The organism is Alkalibacillus filiformis, from assembly GCF_030814115.1.
GTDB classification, from domain to species: Bacteria; Bacillota; Bacilli; order Bacillales; family Alkalibacillaceae; genus Alkalibacillus; species Alkalibacillus filiformis.
On the sequence record NZ_JAUSUP010000001.1, the window covers coordinates 354,567 to 374,218 of the forward strand.

Below are 19,652 nucleotides of genomic sequence, written 5' to 3' on the forward strand. Positions count from 1 at the left end.
TTTTACTATTATTTGTCGATATAAGAGGTAGAAGGGGAATACACAAAGTGAAGAACACAAAAGGGACGATAAATGAGATTAAACAACAGCTACAAAGCGACGAATTAACAGCTGGAGAAATAGAACGGTTAAGACAAGATGAACGAACAGGTGTTCAAAAGCTAATACAACAATATGATCAAAAGTTAGAGAAAGAACGCCAGCTTAAAGATCAATATGAACGAATGAAAGTCTATGAATATCAATTAAAGTCTAAAGGATACTTTTCTGTAGCTGGAATAGATGAAGTCGGAAGAGGTCCACTAGCGGGTCCTGTTGTGGCAGCATCAGTTATATTAGACCCACGTGACGAATCTTTAATAGGGATAAATGATTCAAAAAAACTGTCTGAGTTAAAACGAAATCAATTTTACGAGACAATTTTAAAGCATGCTAGAGCAGTTGGAATTGGCATAGTCGATAGTCAGACAATTGATGAGATCAATATATATGAAGCTTCTAAAAAAGCGATGAAACTAGCAATAGAGGATATGAACGTTAATGCTGATTTTTATTTGTTAGATGCCATGAAGTTAGAAGGACTTCAAGCACCGCAACAATCGTTAATCAAAGGAGATCAAAAAAGTGTCTCCATTGCCGCTGGTAGTGTAGTAGCAAAAGTGACACGGGATCGTTTAATGGTTGAAGCGGCTAAAGATTATCCTGCATTTGAGTTTGATCGTAATATGGGGTATGGAACGGCAAATCACTTGAAAGCGCTTGAACAGCATGGGCCTACTCCTTTTCACAGAATGTCATTTAATCCCGTATCGTTATATAAAATTTAAGTTTAAAAGGCGTGAATGGTATGGCGGAAATCAACAAAGTATTTCAATCGATTAGAGTGAGAGAATCGGGCTCCTCAAATTTATCGTTACGAGATGGACAAGTCGTTTCCGGTCGTATCATGAAGTTTTTCCCTGACCAAAAGGCAATGGTGCGCATTGGCCAACAACAAGTTGTCGCTCAATTAAGTGCGAATCTTCAAGCCAATCAAAATTATTTAATGCAAGTAAACCAGACAAGCCCATACATACATTTACAAGTTGTTAGTGAAGAAGTCGTTAGAACGCCAAATGATGCTGCCCGTGCTTTACTTGAAGCAACTGGACAACAAGCGGGTAGACAACAACAGATGATGTTAGCAGGATTCATTCGCGATCAATTACCAGTAACACAACAAAATGTTAGCAACTTATTACAGCTTGCACAATTAGGTTCTGATAATAGTGATACGGTTTTGAGGGAGATGCTGTCTAGAAACTTTCCGTTAACTGAACAAACATTTAGGGCGGTTGACCAACGGATTAATCAACCAATGTCATTTAATCAAACGGTAAGTCAAATGCAATCTCAATTAGCACAAAACTCTTCACTTACCAATGAGCAAGCGCAGCTAAGCTTATATTTAAATGCCGTTAACGGAAGAGGTCAACCGAATCAACAAATTATGGCTCATTTAACGCATCAAATTTTAACTGAAATTGGTCGTGGGTCAGATACGACTTTTCAACTATTACAAAAAGCAGGTATCGTTAGCTCACAAGTAAGTTATAATCAATGGGCTAACACATGGAGTTCATGGGCACAAACGAATCAAGTAAGCTTTCAATTAGGGACTAATGGTCTACAGACACAAAATTTTAATTTACCATTTAATATGACTAGTCAAGGAATACAAGACGGTCTAGCTAACTTAGCTAATAATCAGTTAACGGGTGGAGAACGATCACAAAAGCTGTTAAGTCGATTTATTAATCAGTTAAGCAGTTTACAAGGTGGTTCAGCTGATCGGTTGAACTTTATGGCAAATTTCAGCCAATCAACTGTATTTAATCAAGTCCAAAATAACCTTCCGCCTGCACAACAGCAAATGATGCAACAAGTAGCGCAAATGTTACAACAGAATCAAGTGAGTTCTTTACAGCAACTGCTAAGTTCTGAGCAAGGAGAACAGTTAGTTCGAAACTTAACTCAACTTTTATCGAATCAAGTAGACCAACAGCAATTTAGAGCTTTGAACCTTTGGCAAAGCGTGCTAACCCAGCCAGCACCATCGAATAATATGGCACAAGTGATGCAACAATTGCAAAGTTTTATGAACTTAACACAGCATGAAGCAATGGCCCGTGCTCAAGATTATCCAACAATGCAAACATTGTTAACGGCAACTAGTAGTCAACTAGGTAATCCTGAGGCCTTTCAGCAGATGAACCAAATGCTACAAGGAATCCATTTATCATTACAAGATAGTAGCCGAGAATGGATGCAGTTTTCGGCCCATTTTCCGAAAGAGATGTTTGGATTAAATGAAGACTTATGGATGGACTTTGAAGGACAGAAGCAATCTGATGGTTCGATTCACCCGAAAAATTGTCGGGTTATGTTTTATTTAAATTTGCCGAATTTAAATGACATGATTATCGATATGCATGTGAAGTACGGGGATGTATCCCTGTCAATTTTTCATGAATCGCCTCAAGTGTTATCACCACTCGTTGACAATATGAAATCGATGCTAAACATTAATCTTGATCAAAAAGGTTATGACTTACAATCGATTGATGTTAAACCTTTAAAGGAAGAAGTGGTTGAATCGATTTCAAACAATGAAGTTGATCAAACTCAACTGTCATATAAAGGGGTTGATTTTCGCGTATGAATGAACGTTATAAACGAAAAGAAGCAATCGCCTTACGTTATGATGAAGACCGTAATGATGCACCTGAAGTGATCGCTAAAGGAAAAGGCTTAATGGCTGAAGAGATTCTATCAAGAGCAGGTGATCATGACGTACCTGTTTATGAAGATCCAGCATTAATGGAGTTGATGGGAGAATTGAATATTAATGAGAAAATCCCTGAAGATTTGTACCAAGCTGTAGCTGAAGTGTTTGCTTTTATTTATCAATTAGACAAAAACTACTAAAAATTTTACGAAAACGAACTAAGGTTCTTTTGATTGTGACAATTTTCATGTATAATAAACAAGGTGTGGTTTTAATTAATTAGTATATTGCAGTGACTTTTTGATGGGAGGATGTAACATGAACATTCATGAGTACCAAGCGAAGGAAATTTTCCGTTCTTACAACGTTGCTGTACCTAATAGTAAAGTAGCGTTCTCTGTTGATGAAGCAGTAGATGCGGCTAAAGAATTAGGTTCAAGCGTATCAGTTGTAAAAGCGCAGATTCACGCTGGTGGGCGTGGTAATGCTGGCGGTGTAAAAATCGCTAAGAACTTAGACGAAGTACGTGACTATGCTAACGATATTTTAGGCAAAACATTAGTCACTCACCAAACAGGACCAGAAGGTAAAGAGGTTAAGCGCCTTTTAATCGAAGAAGGTTGTGACATTCAAAACGAATATTACTTAGGTCTTGTTTTAGACCGCGCAACTTCCAGCGTTGTAATGATGGGATCTGAAGAAGGTGGAACTGAAATCGAAGAGGTTGCAGAAAAAACACCTGAAAAGATCTTCAAAGAAGTAATTGACCCAGTGACTGGTCTTACTCCATTCCAAGCTAGACGTTTGGCTTTCAATTTAAACATTCCTGATGAGTTACTAGGAAAAGCAGTTAAATTTATGATGAGCTTATATCAACTGTTTGTTGAGAAAGACTGCTCAATCGCAGAAATTAACCCGCTTGTAACAACTGGTGACGGTGAAGTATTAGCATTAGACGCTAAGCTAAACTTTGATGATAACGCACTATTCCGTCATAAGGACATTGTTGAGTTCCGTGACTTAGATGAAGAAGATGATAAAGAAATCGAAGCATCTAAGCATGACTTAAGCTATATCGCTTTAGACGGTAATATCGGTTGTATGGTTAACGGTGCAGGCCTTGCTATGGCAACGATGGATATTATTAAGCACTATGGCGGCGAACCAGCTAACTTCTTAGACGTAGGTGGCGGTGCAACTGCTGAAAAAGTTACTGAAGCATTCAAGATCATTTTGTCCGATGACAGTGTACAAGGAATTTTAGTTAATATCTTCGGTGGTATCATGAAGTGTGACGTCATCGCTGAAGGTGTTGTTGAAGCTACGAAACAAGTAGGTTTAGAAATTCCACTTGTAGTTCGTTTAGAAGGTACAAATGTTGAATTAGGTAAGAAGATTCTAGACGAATCAGGCTTAAACATCACATCAGCAGATTCAATGGCTGATGGTGCTGAGAAGATTGTATCTCTAGTAAAATAAGAAAGGACGGACGAAAATGAGCGTTTTTATTAATAAAGACACAAAAGTTATTGTTCAAGGTATTACTGGTGGAACAGCGCTTTTCCACACAAAGCAAATGCTTGAATACGGTACACAAATCGTCGGTGGTGTAACACCTAAAAAAGGCGGTACAGAAGTAGAAGGTGTACCTGTATTTAACACAGTTGACGATGCAGTTCAAGAAACTGGCGCTAATGCTTCTGTTGTGTACGTACCTGCACCATTTGCTGCAGATGCGATCATGGAAGCAGTAGATGCTGAGTTAGACTTAGTGATCTGTATTACTGAACATATTCCAGTAATGGATATGGTTAAAGTTAAGCGTTACATGGAAGGTAAGAAAACTCGCTTAGTAGGACCTAACTGCCCAGGTGTTATTACGCCAGAAGAATGTAAGATTGGTATTATGCCAGGATACATCCATAAGAAAGGACACATCGGTGTTGTTTCTCGCTCTGGTACTTTAACTTACGAAGCTGTACATCAGTTATCTGAGCAAGGTTTCGGTCAATCTACAGCTGTAGGTATTGGTGGAGACCCTGTAAATGGAACAGATTTCATTGATACATTAAAAGCATTCAATGACGACCCTGATACGCATGCTGTAATCATGATCGGTGAGATCGGTGGTACGGCTGAAGAAGAAGCAGCTGAATGGGTTAATGACAATATGGACAAACCAGTTGTAGGCTTCATTGGTGGTGCAACAGCTCCTCCAGGAAAACGTATGGGTCACGCTGGTGCGATCATTTCAGGTGGTAAAGGTACAGCAGACGAAAAGATTCGCGTTATGAACGAATGCGGAATCAAGGTTGCTCCTACACCATCAGATATGGGCGACACAATGATCGAAGTACTTAAAGAAAATGATTTATACGACAAGTGTAAAACTCATTAATTAAATTTATTAAGTTGGGTTTAGGTACTCCTAAGCCCAACTTATTTAATAGAATCTATAGGGGTGAACGCTCTTGAAAGTTAAAGATTCATTAATCCTTTATATACTTAGTCAATTTAAAGAAGTAAAACGAAGACACCTATTTCAATACATCTCTGAGAATAATAACTTCGACCATATTCTACAAGCATCACCACATTCCCTCTCAAAGCATTTAAATCTTTCTTTAACACACTCTCACGTTATTCATAAAAAGTTACACGAGCAATCATTTAAACGTATGATGTGGCATGAATTTAAACAATCTCCTGTCATCACATGGTTTGATTCACACTATCCTGAAACATTTAGGTTAATCCCAGACCCTCCACTCATTCTTTACTATAAAGGAGATTTATCACTACTTAAGACCCCGTTGATTAGTGTTATTGGAACGAGAAGACCTTCGCAACAAGCTTCCAAGAAAATAGATTACATTTTAAGACCTCTAATTGACCGATCGTTTACGATAGTTAGCGGATTAGCAGATGGTATTGACGGTATGAGTCATCAATATGCATTGAAACAAGGGGCTAAAACAATTGCAATCCTAGGCTTTGGTTTTAATCATATTTACCCAGCAAAACATCGTTCACTCTTTCATTCCATTGCTGAAAAAGGGTTATTATTATCAGAATACCCTCCTCACCTAAAGCCTCAAAAATGGCACTTTCCAGAAAGAAATCGATTAATAAGTGGCTTATCCTTTGGTACATTAATTATTGAAGCTGCAGAACGCAGTGGCACTTTAATAACAGCTGACCAAGCTTTAGAACAAGGTAAAGAAGTGTTTGTTTTACCTGATTCAATATTTTTAGAACAAGCTAAAGGGTGTCATTCATTACTAAAAGATGGCGCAACACCAGTTACGACAGCTGATGATATTATTTTTAGCCTATCAACATAAAAAAGCTTGGTTTTTATAAAAAAGTTTGCAACATTAAATTTTTCGTGTATTGTATAAGACAAAATCATATTAGTAACATGAACTTTGTCGAACAATTTTTCGTATATAAGTTTGACAAACGATATTAAATTATTTAATAATGAATGAGATTAAAGGTTAACGGTTTTGTGAACCAAACATACAAAAATAGAGAAATATACCTCGTAGGAGGAATTGGTGAATGTCGGATTATTTAGTTATAGTAGAATCTCCAGCAAAAGCAAAAACAATTGAACGATACTTAGGTAAAAAATACAAAGTTAAAGCGTCAATGGGCCACGTTATTGACTTACCAAAAAGTCAAATGGGTGTCGATGTCGAGAATAACTTTGAGCCTCGTTATATTACCATTCGTGGTAAAGGGCCTGTTCTAAATGACTTAAAGAAATCAGCGAAAAAAGCAAAAAAAGTCTATCTCGCAGCCGACCCTGACCGTGAAGGTGAAGCAATCGCTTGGCACTTGGCACACAGTCTTGGAATCGAAGAAGGCGCTAAATGTCGAGTCGTATTTAACGAAATTACGAAAGATGCCATTAAAGAATCTTTTAAAGAACCACGAGAAGTGGATATGAAATTAGTTAATGCCCAGCAAGCTAGACGTGTATTAGATCGACTCGTCGGTTATAACATTAGTCCGTTATTATGGAAAAAAGTTAAAAAAGGATTAAGTGCTGGTCGTGTCCAATCGGTCGCTGTTAAATTAATAATCGACCGCGAGAATGAAATTAAAAACTTCATCCCAGAAGAGTATTGGTCGATTACTGGTGCTTTCACACATAAACGTAAAAATTTTGAAGCTAAATTTTATGGAACTGATGGAGATAAAGTCGAGTTAAAAAATGAACAAGATGTACAGAAAGTATTGGACCGTCTTGAAGGAGACGAATTTACTGTAGAAAAAGTAAATAAACGTGAACGAAAACGAAACCCAGCAGCACCTTTTACAACGTCATCACTTCAGCAGGAAGCTTTTCGTAAGTTAAACTTCCGTGCGAAGAAGACGATGATGGTTGCACAGCAGTTATACGAAGGAATAGACTTAGGTGGAAAAGATGGTACGACAGGTTTAATTACGTACATGAGAACAGACTCCACTCGTATATCAGATACTGCCAAAGGTGAAGCAACCGATTTAATAAAAGCTAAATTTGGTGAGGATCATCTAGGGAAAAAACAAGGTAAAGCAAAGAAAGATGAACGTTCACAAGATGCACACGAAGCGATACGACCAACAGTTATTCATAAAGACCCTAAGACGATTAAACCGAAATTGTCTAATGATCAATATAAGCTGTATAAATTAATCTGGGATCGTTTTATTGCCAGTCAAATGGCCCCTGCTGTTTTAGACACAGTGACAGCTCATTTAATGAATCAAGGTGTAGAATTTAGAGCGACAGGATCTCAAATTAAGTTTAAAGGTTTTATGGAGCTTTACATTGAAGGTAGTGACGATCAGAAAAAGGATGAACAAAAAGTCCTTCCACCACTTGAGGAAGGTGAGAAAGTTAAAGCAAAAGATATTACACCTAATCAGCACTTTACGCAGCCACCTCCTCGATATACTGAGGCGAGACTAGTAAGAACCTTAGAAGAAAAAGGGATTGGAAGACCTTCTACGTATGCTCCGACGTTAGATACGATTCAACGCAGAGGGTATGTAGCATTAGATAACAAGAGATTTGTGCCTACCGAGCTAGGGACAATTGTAATTGAATTGTTAGAGCAGTACTTCCCAGAAATTATTAACGTTAAGTTCACTGTAGATATGGAAAATAATCTAGACGGTGTAGAAGAGGGAGGTCAACAGTGGCGAAACATTATTGACAACTTCTACAAAGATTTTCAAAAGCGTTTAGATAAAGCAGAAGAAGAAATTGAAAAAATTGAAGTAAAAGATGAACCAGCTGGTGAAGATTGTGAGAAATGCGGCCACGAAATGGTTTACAAGATGGGACGATACGGCAAGTTTTTAGCCTGTTCAAATTTTCCTGACTGTCGTAATACTAAGCCAATTCTTAAAGAAATAGGTGTTAAATGTCCTAGTTGCAAAGATGGTAATGTAGTTGAGCGTAAAAGTAAAAAGAAACGTACATTTTACGGTTGTGATCAATATCCAGAATGTGAATTTGTATCTTGGGACAAACCGATTGAACGACCTTGCCCTAAATGTTCTTCCTTACTCGTTGAGAAGAAACAGAAAAAAGGTGTTCAAGTCAAATGTACAGAATGCGATTATGCTGAAAGTGTACAACAATAGCGGATTATAAAAAGGTGAGCTAACAAAAGTTGGCTCATCTTTTTAATTATTACAAATTTTTAAATTAAAATTGAATATTTTGTATACAATTTGTGAAACATGTAGATAGTCAAGGTGTGTAAATTGACACACAATTTTTATTCTTATACAATTTAGCATTGTTAGCATAACAATGATTTATAAGTTATAGACCCCATTACTAAAATATTTATGACATATATGTGAAAATTGTTGTATTATTCCGAAAAGTTTGATAAAATTTAATCGTTTTAGTAGTGGAGGGTATATTAGTGAACACGGATAACTTAATTAATCAATTTAGACAGTTTTTAATTGTAGAAAGAAATGCCTCCCCGCACACCGTGAATCAATACGTTGCTGATCTTCAACAGTTCAATCAATTTTTATCTAAAGAAGTTATTAGCCATTTTAATGCTGTCAATTATTCCGATATAAGACTTTACTTAACTGAACTATACAATTCAGGCTTATCAAGGGTTTCTGCTTCTAGAAAATTATCAAGTTTACGCACATTCTATTATTATTTAGAAAAAGAAAATATTGTAGAACATAACCCGATTGAATATGTGTCAATGCCAAAAAGGGATAAAAAGATTCCGCAGTTTTTTTATGCTGAAGAATTAGAACGTTTATTTAATGTAGAAGATTGTAGTCAACCGTTAGGTCAAAGAAACCAGGCGTTAATTGAAATTCTTTATGCGACTGGTATTCGTGTTAGTGAGTTAGTTCAAATCAAGCTAAAAGATATAGATTATACGCTCGGTACAATTTTAGTTCATGGTAAAGGGAATAAAGAAAGGTATGTTCCATTCGGAGCTTATGCTCAAAGTGCTGTAAAAGAGTATATTGAAGACGGTCGCAAACAATTGCTAGCCAAAAGTAAGGATGAAGTTGAGCAGTTATTTATTAACTTCCGTGGTACATCGCTTACTGATGAAGGTGTAAGGTACATATTAAATGATATGATGAAGAGAGCTGCATTAACAAGCTCAATCCACCCTCATAAATTACGCCATACGTTTGCAACGCATTTACTAAATGAAGGAGCAGATATGAGATCTGTTCAAGAAATGCTCGGTCACGAAAGTCTGTCTTCAACGCAAATATATACACATGTAACGAAAGATTACCTACAAAACATTTATAATAATGCTCATCCAAGAGCTTGAGGAAAGAGGGGATGACAATGGAGCAGTCATTTCATGCAACGACAATTTTTGCAGTGAGACATAACGGTGAAGCAGCAATGACAGGTGATGGACAAGTGACGTTTGGGAACGCCGTTGTGATGAAACATAAAGCTAAAAAGGTTAGAAAATTGTTTAATGGGCAAGTAGTAGCAGGTTTTGCGGGGTCAGTTGCTGACGCGTTTACGTTGTTCGAGAAATTTGAAGCAAATTTAGAGAAGTATAATGGTAACTTGAGTCGTTCTGCAGTAGAACTAGCCAAAGAGTGGCGAAGTGATAAAGTGTTAAGACGTTTAGAAGCGATGTTAATCGTAATGAACAAAGATCAAATGTTGCTAGTGTCTGGTACAGGTGAAGTAATAGAGCCAGATGATGATATTCTAGCGATTGGATCAGGTGGACATTATGCATTGAGTGCTGGTCGAGCGCTTAAGCGATATAGTGATAATCAAACCGCCGCAGGGATTGCTAAAGCAGCCTTAGAGATTGCCGGTGAAGTTTGTGTCTATACGAATAATGAAATAGTGTTAGAGACTTTGGATGATAAAGGAGACTCTCATTCATGAGTACAAAAGCAACACCAAAACAAATAGTTGAACAGTTAAATCGATATATTATTGGTCAATCTGATGCTAAAAAAGCTTTAGCTGTTGCGTTAAGAAACCGATACAGAAGAATGATGTTATCTGAGGACATGCGTGATGAAATTGTCCCTAAAAACATCCTGATGATCGGTCCAACAGGGGTTGGTAAAACTGAGTTAGCTCGTAGATTAGCTAAATTGGTTGGTGCCCCATTTACTAAAGTAGAAGCAACTAAGTTTACGGAAGTTGGATATGTCGGAAGAGATGTTGAATCGATGGTTCGTGATTTAGTCGATACGAGTGTCAGAATGGTTCGTGAAGAGAAAATGTTAGAAGTTCAAACTCAAGCTCGCGAGTCAGCAAACCAACGTTTAGTAGAACTACTTGTTCCAGGTAAGAAGAAACAAACACAAATGAAAAATCCGCTTGAGATGTTTTTTAATCAGCAACCAGATCAATCTGATGATGATAATGAAGAAGAAGATGATCAAGCAGACCAAAGAAGAAGAGTGAAGGAACAATTAGAACAAGGGCAACTTGAAGAACGAATTGTTTCGATTGAAGTAGAAGAACAACAATCGTCAATGTTTGACATGTTACAAGGTTCGGGTATGGAACAAATGGGAATGAACATGCAAGATGCATTCAGCCAACTTATGCCTAAGAAGACGAAAAAGCGTAAATTACCTGTTAAAGAAGCGCGCGAAGTCCTAACGCAAGTTGAAGCTGAGAAATTAATCGATATGGATGAAGTTCATCAACTAGCTATAGAACAAGCTGAACAGTCAGGCATAATCTTTATTGATGAAATTGATAAAGTATGCGGTAAAGACGAGAAGCAAGCAAATGTTTCTCGTGAAGGGGTTCAGCGCGATATTTTACCGATTGTTGAAGGTTCAACAATTGTTACAAAGTATGGCTCTGTCAAAACGGATTATATGTTATTCATAGCTGCAGGTGCATTCCATATGGCTAAGCCGTCTGACCTTATACCAGAATTACAAGGCCGGTTCCCAATTAGAGTGGAATTAAACAAGTTATTAATCGAAGACTTTGTAAACATCTTAACAGAGCCTTCTAATGCTATTATTAAGCAATATACAGCATTACTTGAAACTGAAGGGATTAATGTTACGTTCACAGACGAATCGATATACCGCATAGCGGAAATTGCCTATGAAGTAAACCAAGAAACAGACAATATCGGTGCTAGAAGATTGCATACCATTATGGAAAAGTTATTAGAGGACCTTTCCTTTGAAGCACCAGAAATTATGATGGAAACGATCGAAATAACTAAAAATTATGTTGATGAAAAACTATCGACGATCGTTAAAAATAAAGATTTATCAGAGTACATCTTATAGGAGGAATTAGAATGAATTTATTAGAAAGAACAAGAGTAATTAATGCAATGTTACAAAAAACTCAAGGAAAGGCAGTTAACTTCAATGATATGTCTGGAACATTAAGAGATGTTATTGAAGCAAACATTTTCGTATTAAGTCGTAAAGGTAAACTTTTAGGATTTGCAGTTAAACAAGAGATTGAGAATGAAAGAATGAAATCGATGTTAGAAGAAAGACAATTTCCTGAAGAGTATACGAATAACCTATTTAACATTAGTGAAACAACAGCTAATATTGATATAAATAGTGAGTATACGGCATTCCCTGTTGAAAATAAAGAACTATTTAAAAATGGTTTAACGACGATTACGCCAATTATTGGTGGTGGTGAACGTTTAGGTACACTAATTTTAAGCCGTATTGAAGAATCATTTGATAATGATGATCTATTATTAGCTGAATATGGTGCGACAGTAGTTGGTATGGAGATTCTTCACCAAAAGACTGAACAAATTGAAGAAGAGGCTCGTAGTAAGGCTGTTGTCCAGATGGCTATTAATTCACTATCATACAGTGAACTTGAAGCAATTGAACACATCTTTAACGAATTAGATGGTAATGAAGGTCTATTAGTGGCAAGTAAAGTAGCTGACCGTGTTGGTATTACACGATCAGTAATTGTAAATGCACTTCGTAAATTAGAAAGCGCTGGTGTAATTGAATCACGTTCATTAGGTATGAAAGGAACATACATTAAAGTGTTAAATGACAAGTTTTTAGTAGAACTTGAGAAAATTAATATTATGTAATGAACATTAAGGGGTGCTAAAGTGCACCTCTTTTTTTAGCAAATGAAAAAATGGCCACATAAAAAGCCAAACCTTACTATAGGTTTGGCTTTTGTTTTATACATTTCTCTACATATTTTTAGTATAGTGCTATATGTATTGTGCTAAAAAAATAGAAGCGAGGTTCCAGTGGACCATATTATTCCATTTACATATATCATTAGAACTAGTTCTATTGTATGAAATTGTATATATATCGACATAATTATCAAAATGTTTAGAGGAGATGTGTCATTTTATGCGTTTTTATGTAATAATATAAGAAAATTATAGCAATCTCTAATTTAATATATTTCGTTAGAAACAATTAAAAGGTGGGGGTCGAATGAATTTATTTGGTGGGACGATCCAAAACTTACAAAAAGGTCTTGATTATTCCTCTGTAAAAAATCAAACGATAGGTCATAATATAGCAAATGTAGATACACCAAACTATAAAGCGAAACAAGTATCGTTTAAGGACCACTTAGAATCTGCGAACTTTGAAGCAAAAAGGACAAATGACCGTCATTTACCTTTTTCTAATACAGAACGTCCCTATTCTGTTACTGCAAGACAAGATGTTACATATAACAACAATGGTAATAGTGTTGATATTGATCGAGAGATGAGTGAACTAGCAAAAAATCAACTCTATTATGAAGCGTTAACTGAAAGAATAAACGGTAAATTTAGTTCTATTAAATCAGTAGTAGGAGGTAGATAACCTTGACTATTTTTCATGGTATGAATACTAATGCGAGTGCACTAACAGCTAATCGGTTTAAGATGGATGTCGTTTCTTCAAATCTAGCTAATGCCGATACAACAAGAGCACAATTGAACGAAGATGGAGAATGGGAACCTTATCGGAGAAAGCTAGTTTCGACAGAACCTAGAGATGCTAATTTTAATTCATTTTTACAAAAATCGATGAACAGGTCGAGTAATCCTGGATCCGGTGTGCGAGTACGTTCTATTGAAGAGGATCAAAGCCCATTTGAACAAGTTTATAATCCATCACACCCTGATTCTGATGAAAATGGTTATGTTCAAATGCCAAATGTTGATCCATTAAAAGAAATGCTAGATTTAATGTCAACATCAAGGTCATACGAAGCTAATGTTACTGCTTTGAATGCATCCAAAGGTATGTTAATGAAATCACTCGAAATTGGAAGGTAAGGTGATCAACTTTGAAACCAATTGAGTCTAATATATTCTCAACAGGTATGAATAGTATAGCTTCAAGTAGTAATCAAGATAAACGAGCAACAGCTAGTGAAGTTCAGCAAAGTTTTGCCAATGAACTCAAAAATGCCATTAACGAAGTGAACAAAACACAACAAGAATCAAATGCTCAAACTAACGCACTTATTAATGGAGATGCGCAAGATCTACATAATGTTATGATCTCTGCAGAAAAAGCAAGTGTAACCTTGCAGACAGCAACTGAAATTCAAAATACAGCTATTGAAGCTTACCAAAAAGTGATGAGAATGCAACTATAATATAATGCTAAACTGCGAAGTTTTTCTGAAGTCGGAGGACTACAATGAATGAGACAGTGCAACAATTTCGAAATAAAATAACTGAATTTTGGCAGACTAGGACAAACCCTCAAAAGTCACTCATTATAGGAGGGACATTGGGGATCCTCGTATTATTAATCTCTATAACAGTGTTTGCTAGCTCACCTAAAATGGTTCCGTTGTATAGTAACCTAAGTTTAGAAGAAGCTGGTGAACTCCGTGATGAATTGCAAAGTAGAGGCGTATCACATGAAATTGAACATGGTGGTACGACAATATTAGTACCAGAAAGTCAATCTGATGAATTGTTAGTCGAGTTGGCAGCTCAAGGAATGCCAAATAGCGGGAACATTGACTATTCTTTCTTTAGTGAGAACGTCTCTTGGGGGATGACAGATGAAGAAAGACAAATCATCGAGTTAGACGCTCTTCAAACAGAATTATCTAATTTAATTAGTAATATTTCTGGTATATCAGATGCGAATGTTTTAATTAACCAAGCTCAAGAAACAGTTTTTGTAGCAGACGATGTGGGAGACTCTTCTGCCTCTATTGTCTTAAACACGGAATATGGTCAAAACTTTGATCAAAATCAAGTACAAAGCCTTTATCACTTAGTTTCACGGGCTGTTCCAAACTTAGAACCAGAAAATATTGTGATCATGAACCAACACTTTGAGTATTATGACTTGGAAAATACTTCAGGTGGCGCAACGAATACATATGCACAACACCAAGAAATTAGAAAAGATATAGAACGAGACATACAAAGAAGAGTTCAGCAACTTCTTGGAACGATGATTGGTCAAGAAAAAGTCGTTGTATCAGTTACATCTGACATTGATTTCTCTCAAGAGAATAGGGTTGAAGAGATTGTTGAACCTGTAGATATGGATACGATGGAAGGTTTACCGGTCAGTGTTGATCGTGTCACTGAAACGTACACAGGCTATGATGGTGCAGGCTTAGTAGATGGCGAAGGAGATGTGCCTAACTTGCCAGCTGTCATCGAAGACGGTGAAGAGGTTACGCAATACGAGAATGTTCGTGAAACTATTAACAATGAGTTTAACCGAGCTAGAAGCGAAATTGTAGAAAGCCCTTATGAAATTAGAGATTTAGGAATTCAAGTTGCGGTTGATAATACAGTTGACGAGGACGGAGAAATTATACAGCTTACAGAACAAGAGCAATTAGCAGTTGAAGAAGATATTCAATCGATATTAGCTTCAATTATACAAACGTCTGTCCCAGGAGACCCAGAAGTTATAGAACCTGCTGATAAAGTATCAATTGTCTTTCAAGAGTTTTCAGGTGTACCTGAATTTGAAAGCCCTACGACACCAATCCCGACTTGGTTATACGTCTTAGGTGCAGTCTTAATCTTAATTATCGTTGTTTTAGCTTTCCTACTCGCTCGTAACAAAGGTGAAGATGTAGCAAGGGAAGTAATTGAAGAACATTATGAAACGCCTGAAAATGATTACTCGATCGAACAAGTAGAAACTGAATCAGATGTTAGAAGAAAACAATTAGAACAAATGGCAAAAGATAAGCCTGAAGACTTTGCGAAATTATTACGTTCATGGATTGATGAGTAAAGGAGGAGAATTCAATTGACAGCACAAAGAAAAGAGTTATCAGGCAAACAAAAAGCAGCAACACTCCTCATCTCATTAGGGCCAGATGTTTCAGCTGAAGTTTATAAACATCTAACCGAAGAAGAAATAGAAGAATTGACGTTAGAGATTTCGTCAGTAAAGAAAGTTGATTCTTCACAGAAAGATGAAATCATGGATGAATTTCATCAAATTGCAATTGCACAAGACTACATTGCACAGGGTGGTATTAATTATGCAAAGACTGTTTTGGAAAAAGCTTTAGGTGATGATCAAGCAAATAAAATTATTGATCGGTTAACGACTACATTACAAGTTAGACCGTTTGATTTTGCCAGGAAAGCAGACCCAAACCAAATATATAATTTTATTCAAAATGAACACCCTCAAACAATTGCTTTAGTATTATCATATTTAGAACCTGAGCAGGCATCACAGATTTTATCTTCATTACCTGAGGACTACCAATCTGACATCGCCAGAAGAGTTGCGGTAATGGATTCGACATCTCCTGATATTGTCAATGAGGTTGAACACTTATTAGAAAAGAAGCTTTCAACAACCGTAACTCAAGATTACACCGAAACAGGTGGGGTTGAATCAATCGTTAATATACTTAACAGCGTTGACCGTACGACCGAACGGACAATATTAGATGATTTGGAAATTCAAGACCCTGAGTTAGCTGAGGAAATTAAGAAGAGAATGTTTGTCTTTGAAGATATCGTGACCCTAGATAATAGAGCGATTCAACGAATCATACGCGACACTGAAAATGAAGATTTAATGTTAGCTTTAAAAGTTGCTAGCGATGAAGTAAAAGATGTTCTTTATAACAATATGTCTGCTCGAATGTCAGAGACAATGAAGGAAGAAGTTGAGTTTATGGGTCCTGTCCGCTTAAAAGATGTTGAGGAGGCACAAACAAGGATTGTTGGCACGATTCGTCGCTTAGAAGAAATGGGAGAAATCGTAATCGCTCGTGGTGGAGGTGACGACATCATTGTCTAATCTATACCAATCTACAAGAGTTGTTAAACCTAAAACTATACAAGTAAAGCCTGTTGGCCAATCAAATGAAGTACATGTTGAGGAAAAGGGCCATGAAGATCAACAAGAAGACTTGCACCAAAAAATAACTGACAAGCTAAAACCAGCTGACGAGAAACTTAAGGAAGCTGAGAATGAAGCGAACAAATTAATAGAAGAAGCCCAACTACAAATTGTAAAAGAAAAAGAGCAGTTAGAAGTAGAAAAACAGGAAGTCTTCGAAATGGCATCGCAGAAAGGATACGATGAAGGCTACCGATCTGGGCAACATACAGCAGAACAAAATTATGCTGAGTTAATTGAACTGGCCGAACAAACGTTAAATCGAACTAAGCAAGATTACCAAAACCAATTGCAGTCGGCTGAGACTGAAATTATATCAATAGCTTTAGAAGCTGCAGAAAAAATAATTCAAACGAAATTAAATGAAGAACCAGAAGTCTTTAAACACTTGGTGAAAAGTGTAATAGACGAAGTGTCTGACCAAGATGAAATAAAAGTTTATGTCCATGTCAGTCAATATGAACTCCTATTAGAGCACAAAGAGGATTTGTTGTCACTTATGAATAGTGAACATACACTATCCATTTATCCAAAAAAAGAATTAAATAAAAATGACTGTATTATTGAGACGTTAAATGGACAAATCGATACTTCCATAGATACTAAATTGAGTCAGCTCAAAAAAGTATTAGGAACATATGAGAAGGAGTAAATGACGAGTGGGTATTGAACACGTGCTGGAACAAATAAAACAAGTGGATATTGTTAAGCGTTATGGTCGTGTTAATCGAAGCGTAGGTCTTTTAATTGAATCAAAAGGTCCAGAAGCTAATATAGGTGAAGTTTGTTACATATATACTGACCGATTTAAGAGAGATTATGTTAAAGCAGAAGTTGTAGGCTTTCAAGACCAACATGTTTTATTAATGCCTTATGAACAAACCAATATGATTGGGCCTGATAGCTTAGTAGAGTCATCTAATCGTTCATTAACAGTAGAAGTTGGAGAACGACTAATAGGTAGAGTATTGAATGGATTAGGGGAACCTATTGATCATCGCGATATTCCTTCTGGTTTGGAGCCATATGGAGTTGAGAGTGAACCACCTAATCCACTTAACAGGCCACCCATAAATGAGATTGTTTCAACTGGCATTAAAGCAATTGATAATTGTGTAACTGTCGGTCGTGGACAAAGAATGGGAATTTTCGCTGGAAGTGGTGTTGGTAAAAGTACTTTACTTGGAATGTTAGCAAAAAATAGTGATGCTGAAGTTAATGTTTTTGCATTGCTCGGTGAACGTGGGCGTGAAGTGAGAGAGTTTATTGAACATGAACTCGGTGAAGAAGGATTAAAACGATCAATTATAGTCGTTGCCACTTCAGACCAACCAGCATTACAAAGGATAAAAGGTGCTTATACAGCAACAGCAATTAGCGAGTATTTCCGTGACCAAGGATATCACGTTAACTTAATGATGGATTCACTCACAAGGATCGCTATGGCCCAACGTGAATTAGGCTTAGCAAGCGGTGAACCGCCAACGACGAAAGGTTATACACCGAGTGTTTTTGCTCTTTTACCAAGACTTTTAGAAAGAACTGGACCCGGTGAAAAGGGGAGTATAACAGCTTTCTACACGGTTTTGGTAGATGGAGACGACATGGATGAACCTATTTCAGATGCTGTAAGGGGCCTACTTGATGGACATTTAGTTTTAGATCGACAATTGGCAGAACAAGGCCAATACCCAGCGATCAATATAATGAAGTCAGTTAGTCGTTTAATGCAGAAAATTGTAAGTCAAGAACATTTACAACTTAGTCATCATGTCCGTTCATTAATAGCGACTTTTGAAGAGAATAAAGAATTAATTCAGATTGGAGCTTATAAAAAAGGGTCTTCAACGAAAGTTGATGAAGCAATTTATTATCAGCCTAAAATAATGGAGTTTTTGGCTCAACCGATGACTGAATCTATTAAATCAAATGATAGTTTTAAACAGTTAAAACAAATATTTAAACAGAATGGTGATGCTCAGTGAGTGATCTAAAGACGTATGAAAAAATGTTACAAATTAAAGAAGAAGAGATGGATCAAGCACAAAAACAGTATAACCTAGCTGTAGAACATTTTGAATCTGAAGCAACAAAGCTATATGAGATGCTTAAGTCGAAAGAGAACTTAGAAGGTCAATACGAGAGTCAACTTTCAAACGGTGTTTCAATTGCGTATTTAAATAACTTTCATCATTATTTTGATTCGGTTAAGGAGATGGAAAGTAATTTACAAAAGAAAGTACACCAAGCTAGAGTCAATATGTATAAAAAGCAAGAAGCTGTAGAAGAAGCTTATCGTGAGTTGAAAAAGTTTGAAAACCTAAAGGAAAAAAAGCTACAAAAACAAAGGTTACTTAACAAACAAATTGAAGCATCTTTTATAGATGAAATAGCAGTTCAACAATATTCAAGAGCTAAATAGGTGATGAGATGGCTAAAGAACAAAGATATGAAGAGAAAAATAATAAATGGCAATGGTTTTTATACGTTATTGTAATACCAATTGTTTTTGCCATCACTTTAGTGATGGTTGTTACAACAATAGCTGGTATTAATCCTTTCCAAGCTATGCAAGAATATGGTAGCAAAGTCCCTGTCGTTTCATCATTTATTAATGATCCTGAGGAAGAGCGTTTGCAAGAGCAAATAGCAGATTATGAATCAACTGTTCAAGACCAACAAGCTACTATACATGACTTAGAGTCTCAATTATCAACTAGAGACCAAGAAGTTGATGAATTAACAGAAGAGGTTAATACGTTGCAGCAACAACTAGAGTCACAAGAACACTCAAGGATATCTCAAGAAGAAGCAGTTGAAAGGTTAACAAGGTCATTTTCTGAGATGGTTGCAAGCCACGCGGCGGACATCATTGTTGAAATGGAAGTAGAGATTGCATTAGACGTTTTAGAAAAATTAAATGATGATGAACGTGGTGAAATTCTGAGTGAAATGGATTCAGACATCGCAGCAAGCTTTACTAACTCATTAGTTCAACGTTCCAATTAAT

Annotated in this window: 20 protein-coding genes; all 20 read left to right on the forward strand. The window is 36.6% G+C overall.

Annotation, left to right across the window (positions count from 1 at the left end):
• Positions 1–47 precede the first annotated feature (47 nt).
• The 20 genes from rnhB to J2R98_RS02085 all read left to right on the forward strand — a co-directional run bounded on the left by rnhB (position 48) and on the right by J2R98_RS02085 (position 19,651).
• On the forward strand, positions 48–827 hold the full coding sequence (gene rnhB / locus J2R98_RS01990; RefSeq protein WP_307065598.1) for a ribonuclease HII: 780 nt from the start codon (positions 48–50) through the stop codon (positions 825–827).
• Positions 828–847: 20 nt separating this feature from the next.
• Positions 848–2,701 carry a TP0910 N-terminal domain-containing protein gene (locus J2R98_RS01995; protein ID WP_307065600.1) on the forward strand — a complete coding sequence of 618 codons (1,854 nt, stop codon included), beginning with the start codon at positions 848–850 and terminating at the stop codon, positions 2,699–2,701.
• Positions 2,698–2,967: an EscU/YscU/HrcU family type III secretion system export apparatus switch protein gene (locus tag J2R98_RS02000; protein ID WP_307065602.1), complete on the forward strand. Its 270-nt coding sequence runs from the start codon at positions 2,698–2,700 to the stop codon at positions 2,965–2,967. The genes J2R98_RS01995 and J2R98_RS02000 overlap by 4 nt, the downstream gene beginning before the upstream one ends.
• Positions 2,968–3,085: 118 nt before the next feature.
• A complete protein-coding gene (gene sucC, locus J2R98_RS02005) occupies positions 3,086–4,246 on the forward strand; it encodes an ADP-forming succinate--CoA ligase subunit beta (protein WP_307065603.1) in 1,161 nt (386 codons plus the stop codon).
• A 16-nt stretch (positions 4,247–4,262) separates the two neighbouring features.
• The gene (gene sucD, locus J2R98_RS02010; RefSeq protein ID WP_307065605.1) at positions 4,263–5,165 is read left to right on the forward strand and encodes a succinate--CoA ligase subunit alpha; all 903 of its coding nucleotides are present in this window, start codon (positions 4,263–4,265) and stop codon (positions 5,163–5,165) included.
• Positions 5,166–5,238: 73 nt separating this feature from the next.
• Positions 5,239–6,111 carry a DNA-processing protein DprA gene (gene dprA / locus J2R98_RS02015; protein ID WP_307065607.1) on the forward strand — a complete coding sequence of 291 codons (873 nt, stop codon included), beginning with the start codon at positions 5,239–5,241 and terminating at the stop codon, positions 6,109–6,111.
• 220 nt (positions 6,112–6,331) lie between these two features.
• Complete coding sequence (gene topA / locus J2R98_RS02020) at positions 6,332–8,410, forward strand: type I DNA topoisomerase (protein WP_307065609.1); 2,079 nt, start codon at positions 6,332–6,334, stop codon at positions 8,408–8,410.
• Between the two features lie 284 nt (positions 8,411–8,694).
• On the forward strand, positions 8,695–9,600 hold the full coding sequence (gene xerC / locus J2R98_RS02025; RefSeq protein WP_370871939.1) for a tyrosine recombinase XerC: 906 nt from the start codon (positions 8,695–8,697) through the stop codon (positions 9,598–9,600).
• 17 nt (positions 9,601–9,617) lie between these two features.
• Entirely contained in the window at positions 9,618–10,184 is a 567-nt protein-coding gene (gene hslV / locus J2R98_RS02030) for an ATP-dependent protease subunit HslV (RefSeq protein ID WP_307065614.1), read from the forward strand.
• Positions 10,181–11,569, forward strand: a complete 1,389-nt coding sequence (gene hslU, locus J2R98_RS02035; protein ID WP_307065616.1) for an ATP-dependent protease ATPase subunit HslU — start codon at positions 10,181–10,183, stop codon at positions 11,567–11,569. The genes hslV and hslU overlap by 4 nt, the downstream gene beginning before the upstream one ends.
• 11 nt (positions 11,570–11,580) lie before the next feature.
• A complete protein-coding gene (codY, locus tag J2R98_RS02040) occupies positions 11,581–12,360 on the forward strand; it encodes a GTP-sensing pleiotropic transcriptional regulator CodY (RefSeq protein WP_307065617.1) in 780 nt (259 codons plus the stop codon).
• A gap of 364 nt (positions 12,361–12,724) precedes the next feature.
• Positions 12,725–13,105: a flagellar basal body rod protein FlgB gene (gene flgB, locus J2R98_RS02045; RefSeq protein ID WP_307065620.1), complete on the forward strand. Its 381-nt coding sequence runs from the start codon at positions 12,725–12,727 to the stop codon at positions 13,103–13,105.
• 2 nt (positions 13,106–13,107) lie between these two features.
• Positions 13,108–13,563: a flagellar basal body rod protein FlgC gene (gene flgC, locus J2R98_RS02050; RefSeq protein WP_307065621.1), complete on the forward strand. Its 456-nt coding sequence runs from the start codon at positions 13,108–13,110 to the stop codon at positions 13,561–13,563.
• Positions 13,564–13,574: 11 nt separating this feature from the next.
• Entirely contained in the window at positions 13,575–13,889 is a 315-nt protein-coding gene (gene fliE / locus J2R98_RS02055) for a flagellar hook-basal body complex protein FliE (protein WP_307065623.1), read from the forward strand.
• A 44-nt stretch (positions 13,890–13,933) separates the two neighbouring features.
• Positions 13,934–15,511 (forward strand): flagellar basal-body MS-ring/collar protein FliF, encoded by a 1,578-nt coding sequence (gene fliF, locus J2R98_RS02060; RefSeq protein ID WP_307065625.1) that lies wholly within the window; start codon positions 13,934–13,936, stop codon positions 15,509–15,511.
• Between the two features lie 15 nt (positions 15,512–15,526).
• Positions 15,527–16,540, forward strand: a complete 1,014-nt coding sequence (fliG, locus tag J2R98_RS02065) for a flagellar motor switch protein FliG (protein ID WP_307065627.1) — start codon at positions 15,527–15,529, stop codon at positions 16,538–16,540.
• Entirely contained in the window at positions 16,533–17,294 is a 762-nt protein-coding gene (gene fliH / locus J2R98_RS02070; protein WP_307065631.1) for a flagellar assembly protein FliH, read from the forward strand. Before fliG ends, fliH begins: the two co-directional genes overlap by 8 nt.
• 7 nt (positions 17,295–17,301) lie before the next feature.
• Positions 17,302–18,627 carry a flagellar protein export ATPase FliI gene (fliI, locus tag J2R98_RS02075; RefSeq protein WP_307065634.1) on the forward strand — a complete coding sequence of 442 codons (1,326 nt, stop codon included), beginning with the start codon at positions 17,302–17,304 and terminating at the stop codon, positions 18,625–18,627.
• Positions 18,624–19,064 (forward strand): flagellar export protein FliJ, encoded by a 441-nt coding sequence (gene fliJ, locus J2R98_RS02080; protein ID WP_307065636.1) that lies wholly within the window; start codon positions 18,624–18,626, stop codon positions 19,062–19,064. The genes fliI and fliJ overlap by 4 nt, the downstream gene beginning before the upstream one ends.
• 8 nt (positions 19,065–19,072) lie before the next feature.
• Positions 19,073–19,651 (forward strand): MotE family protein, encoded by a 579-nt coding sequence (locus J2R98_RS02085; RefSeq protein ID WP_307065637.1) that lies wholly within the window; start codon positions 19,073–19,075, stop codon positions 19,649–19,651.
• Position 19,652: the final 1 nt, after the last annotated feature.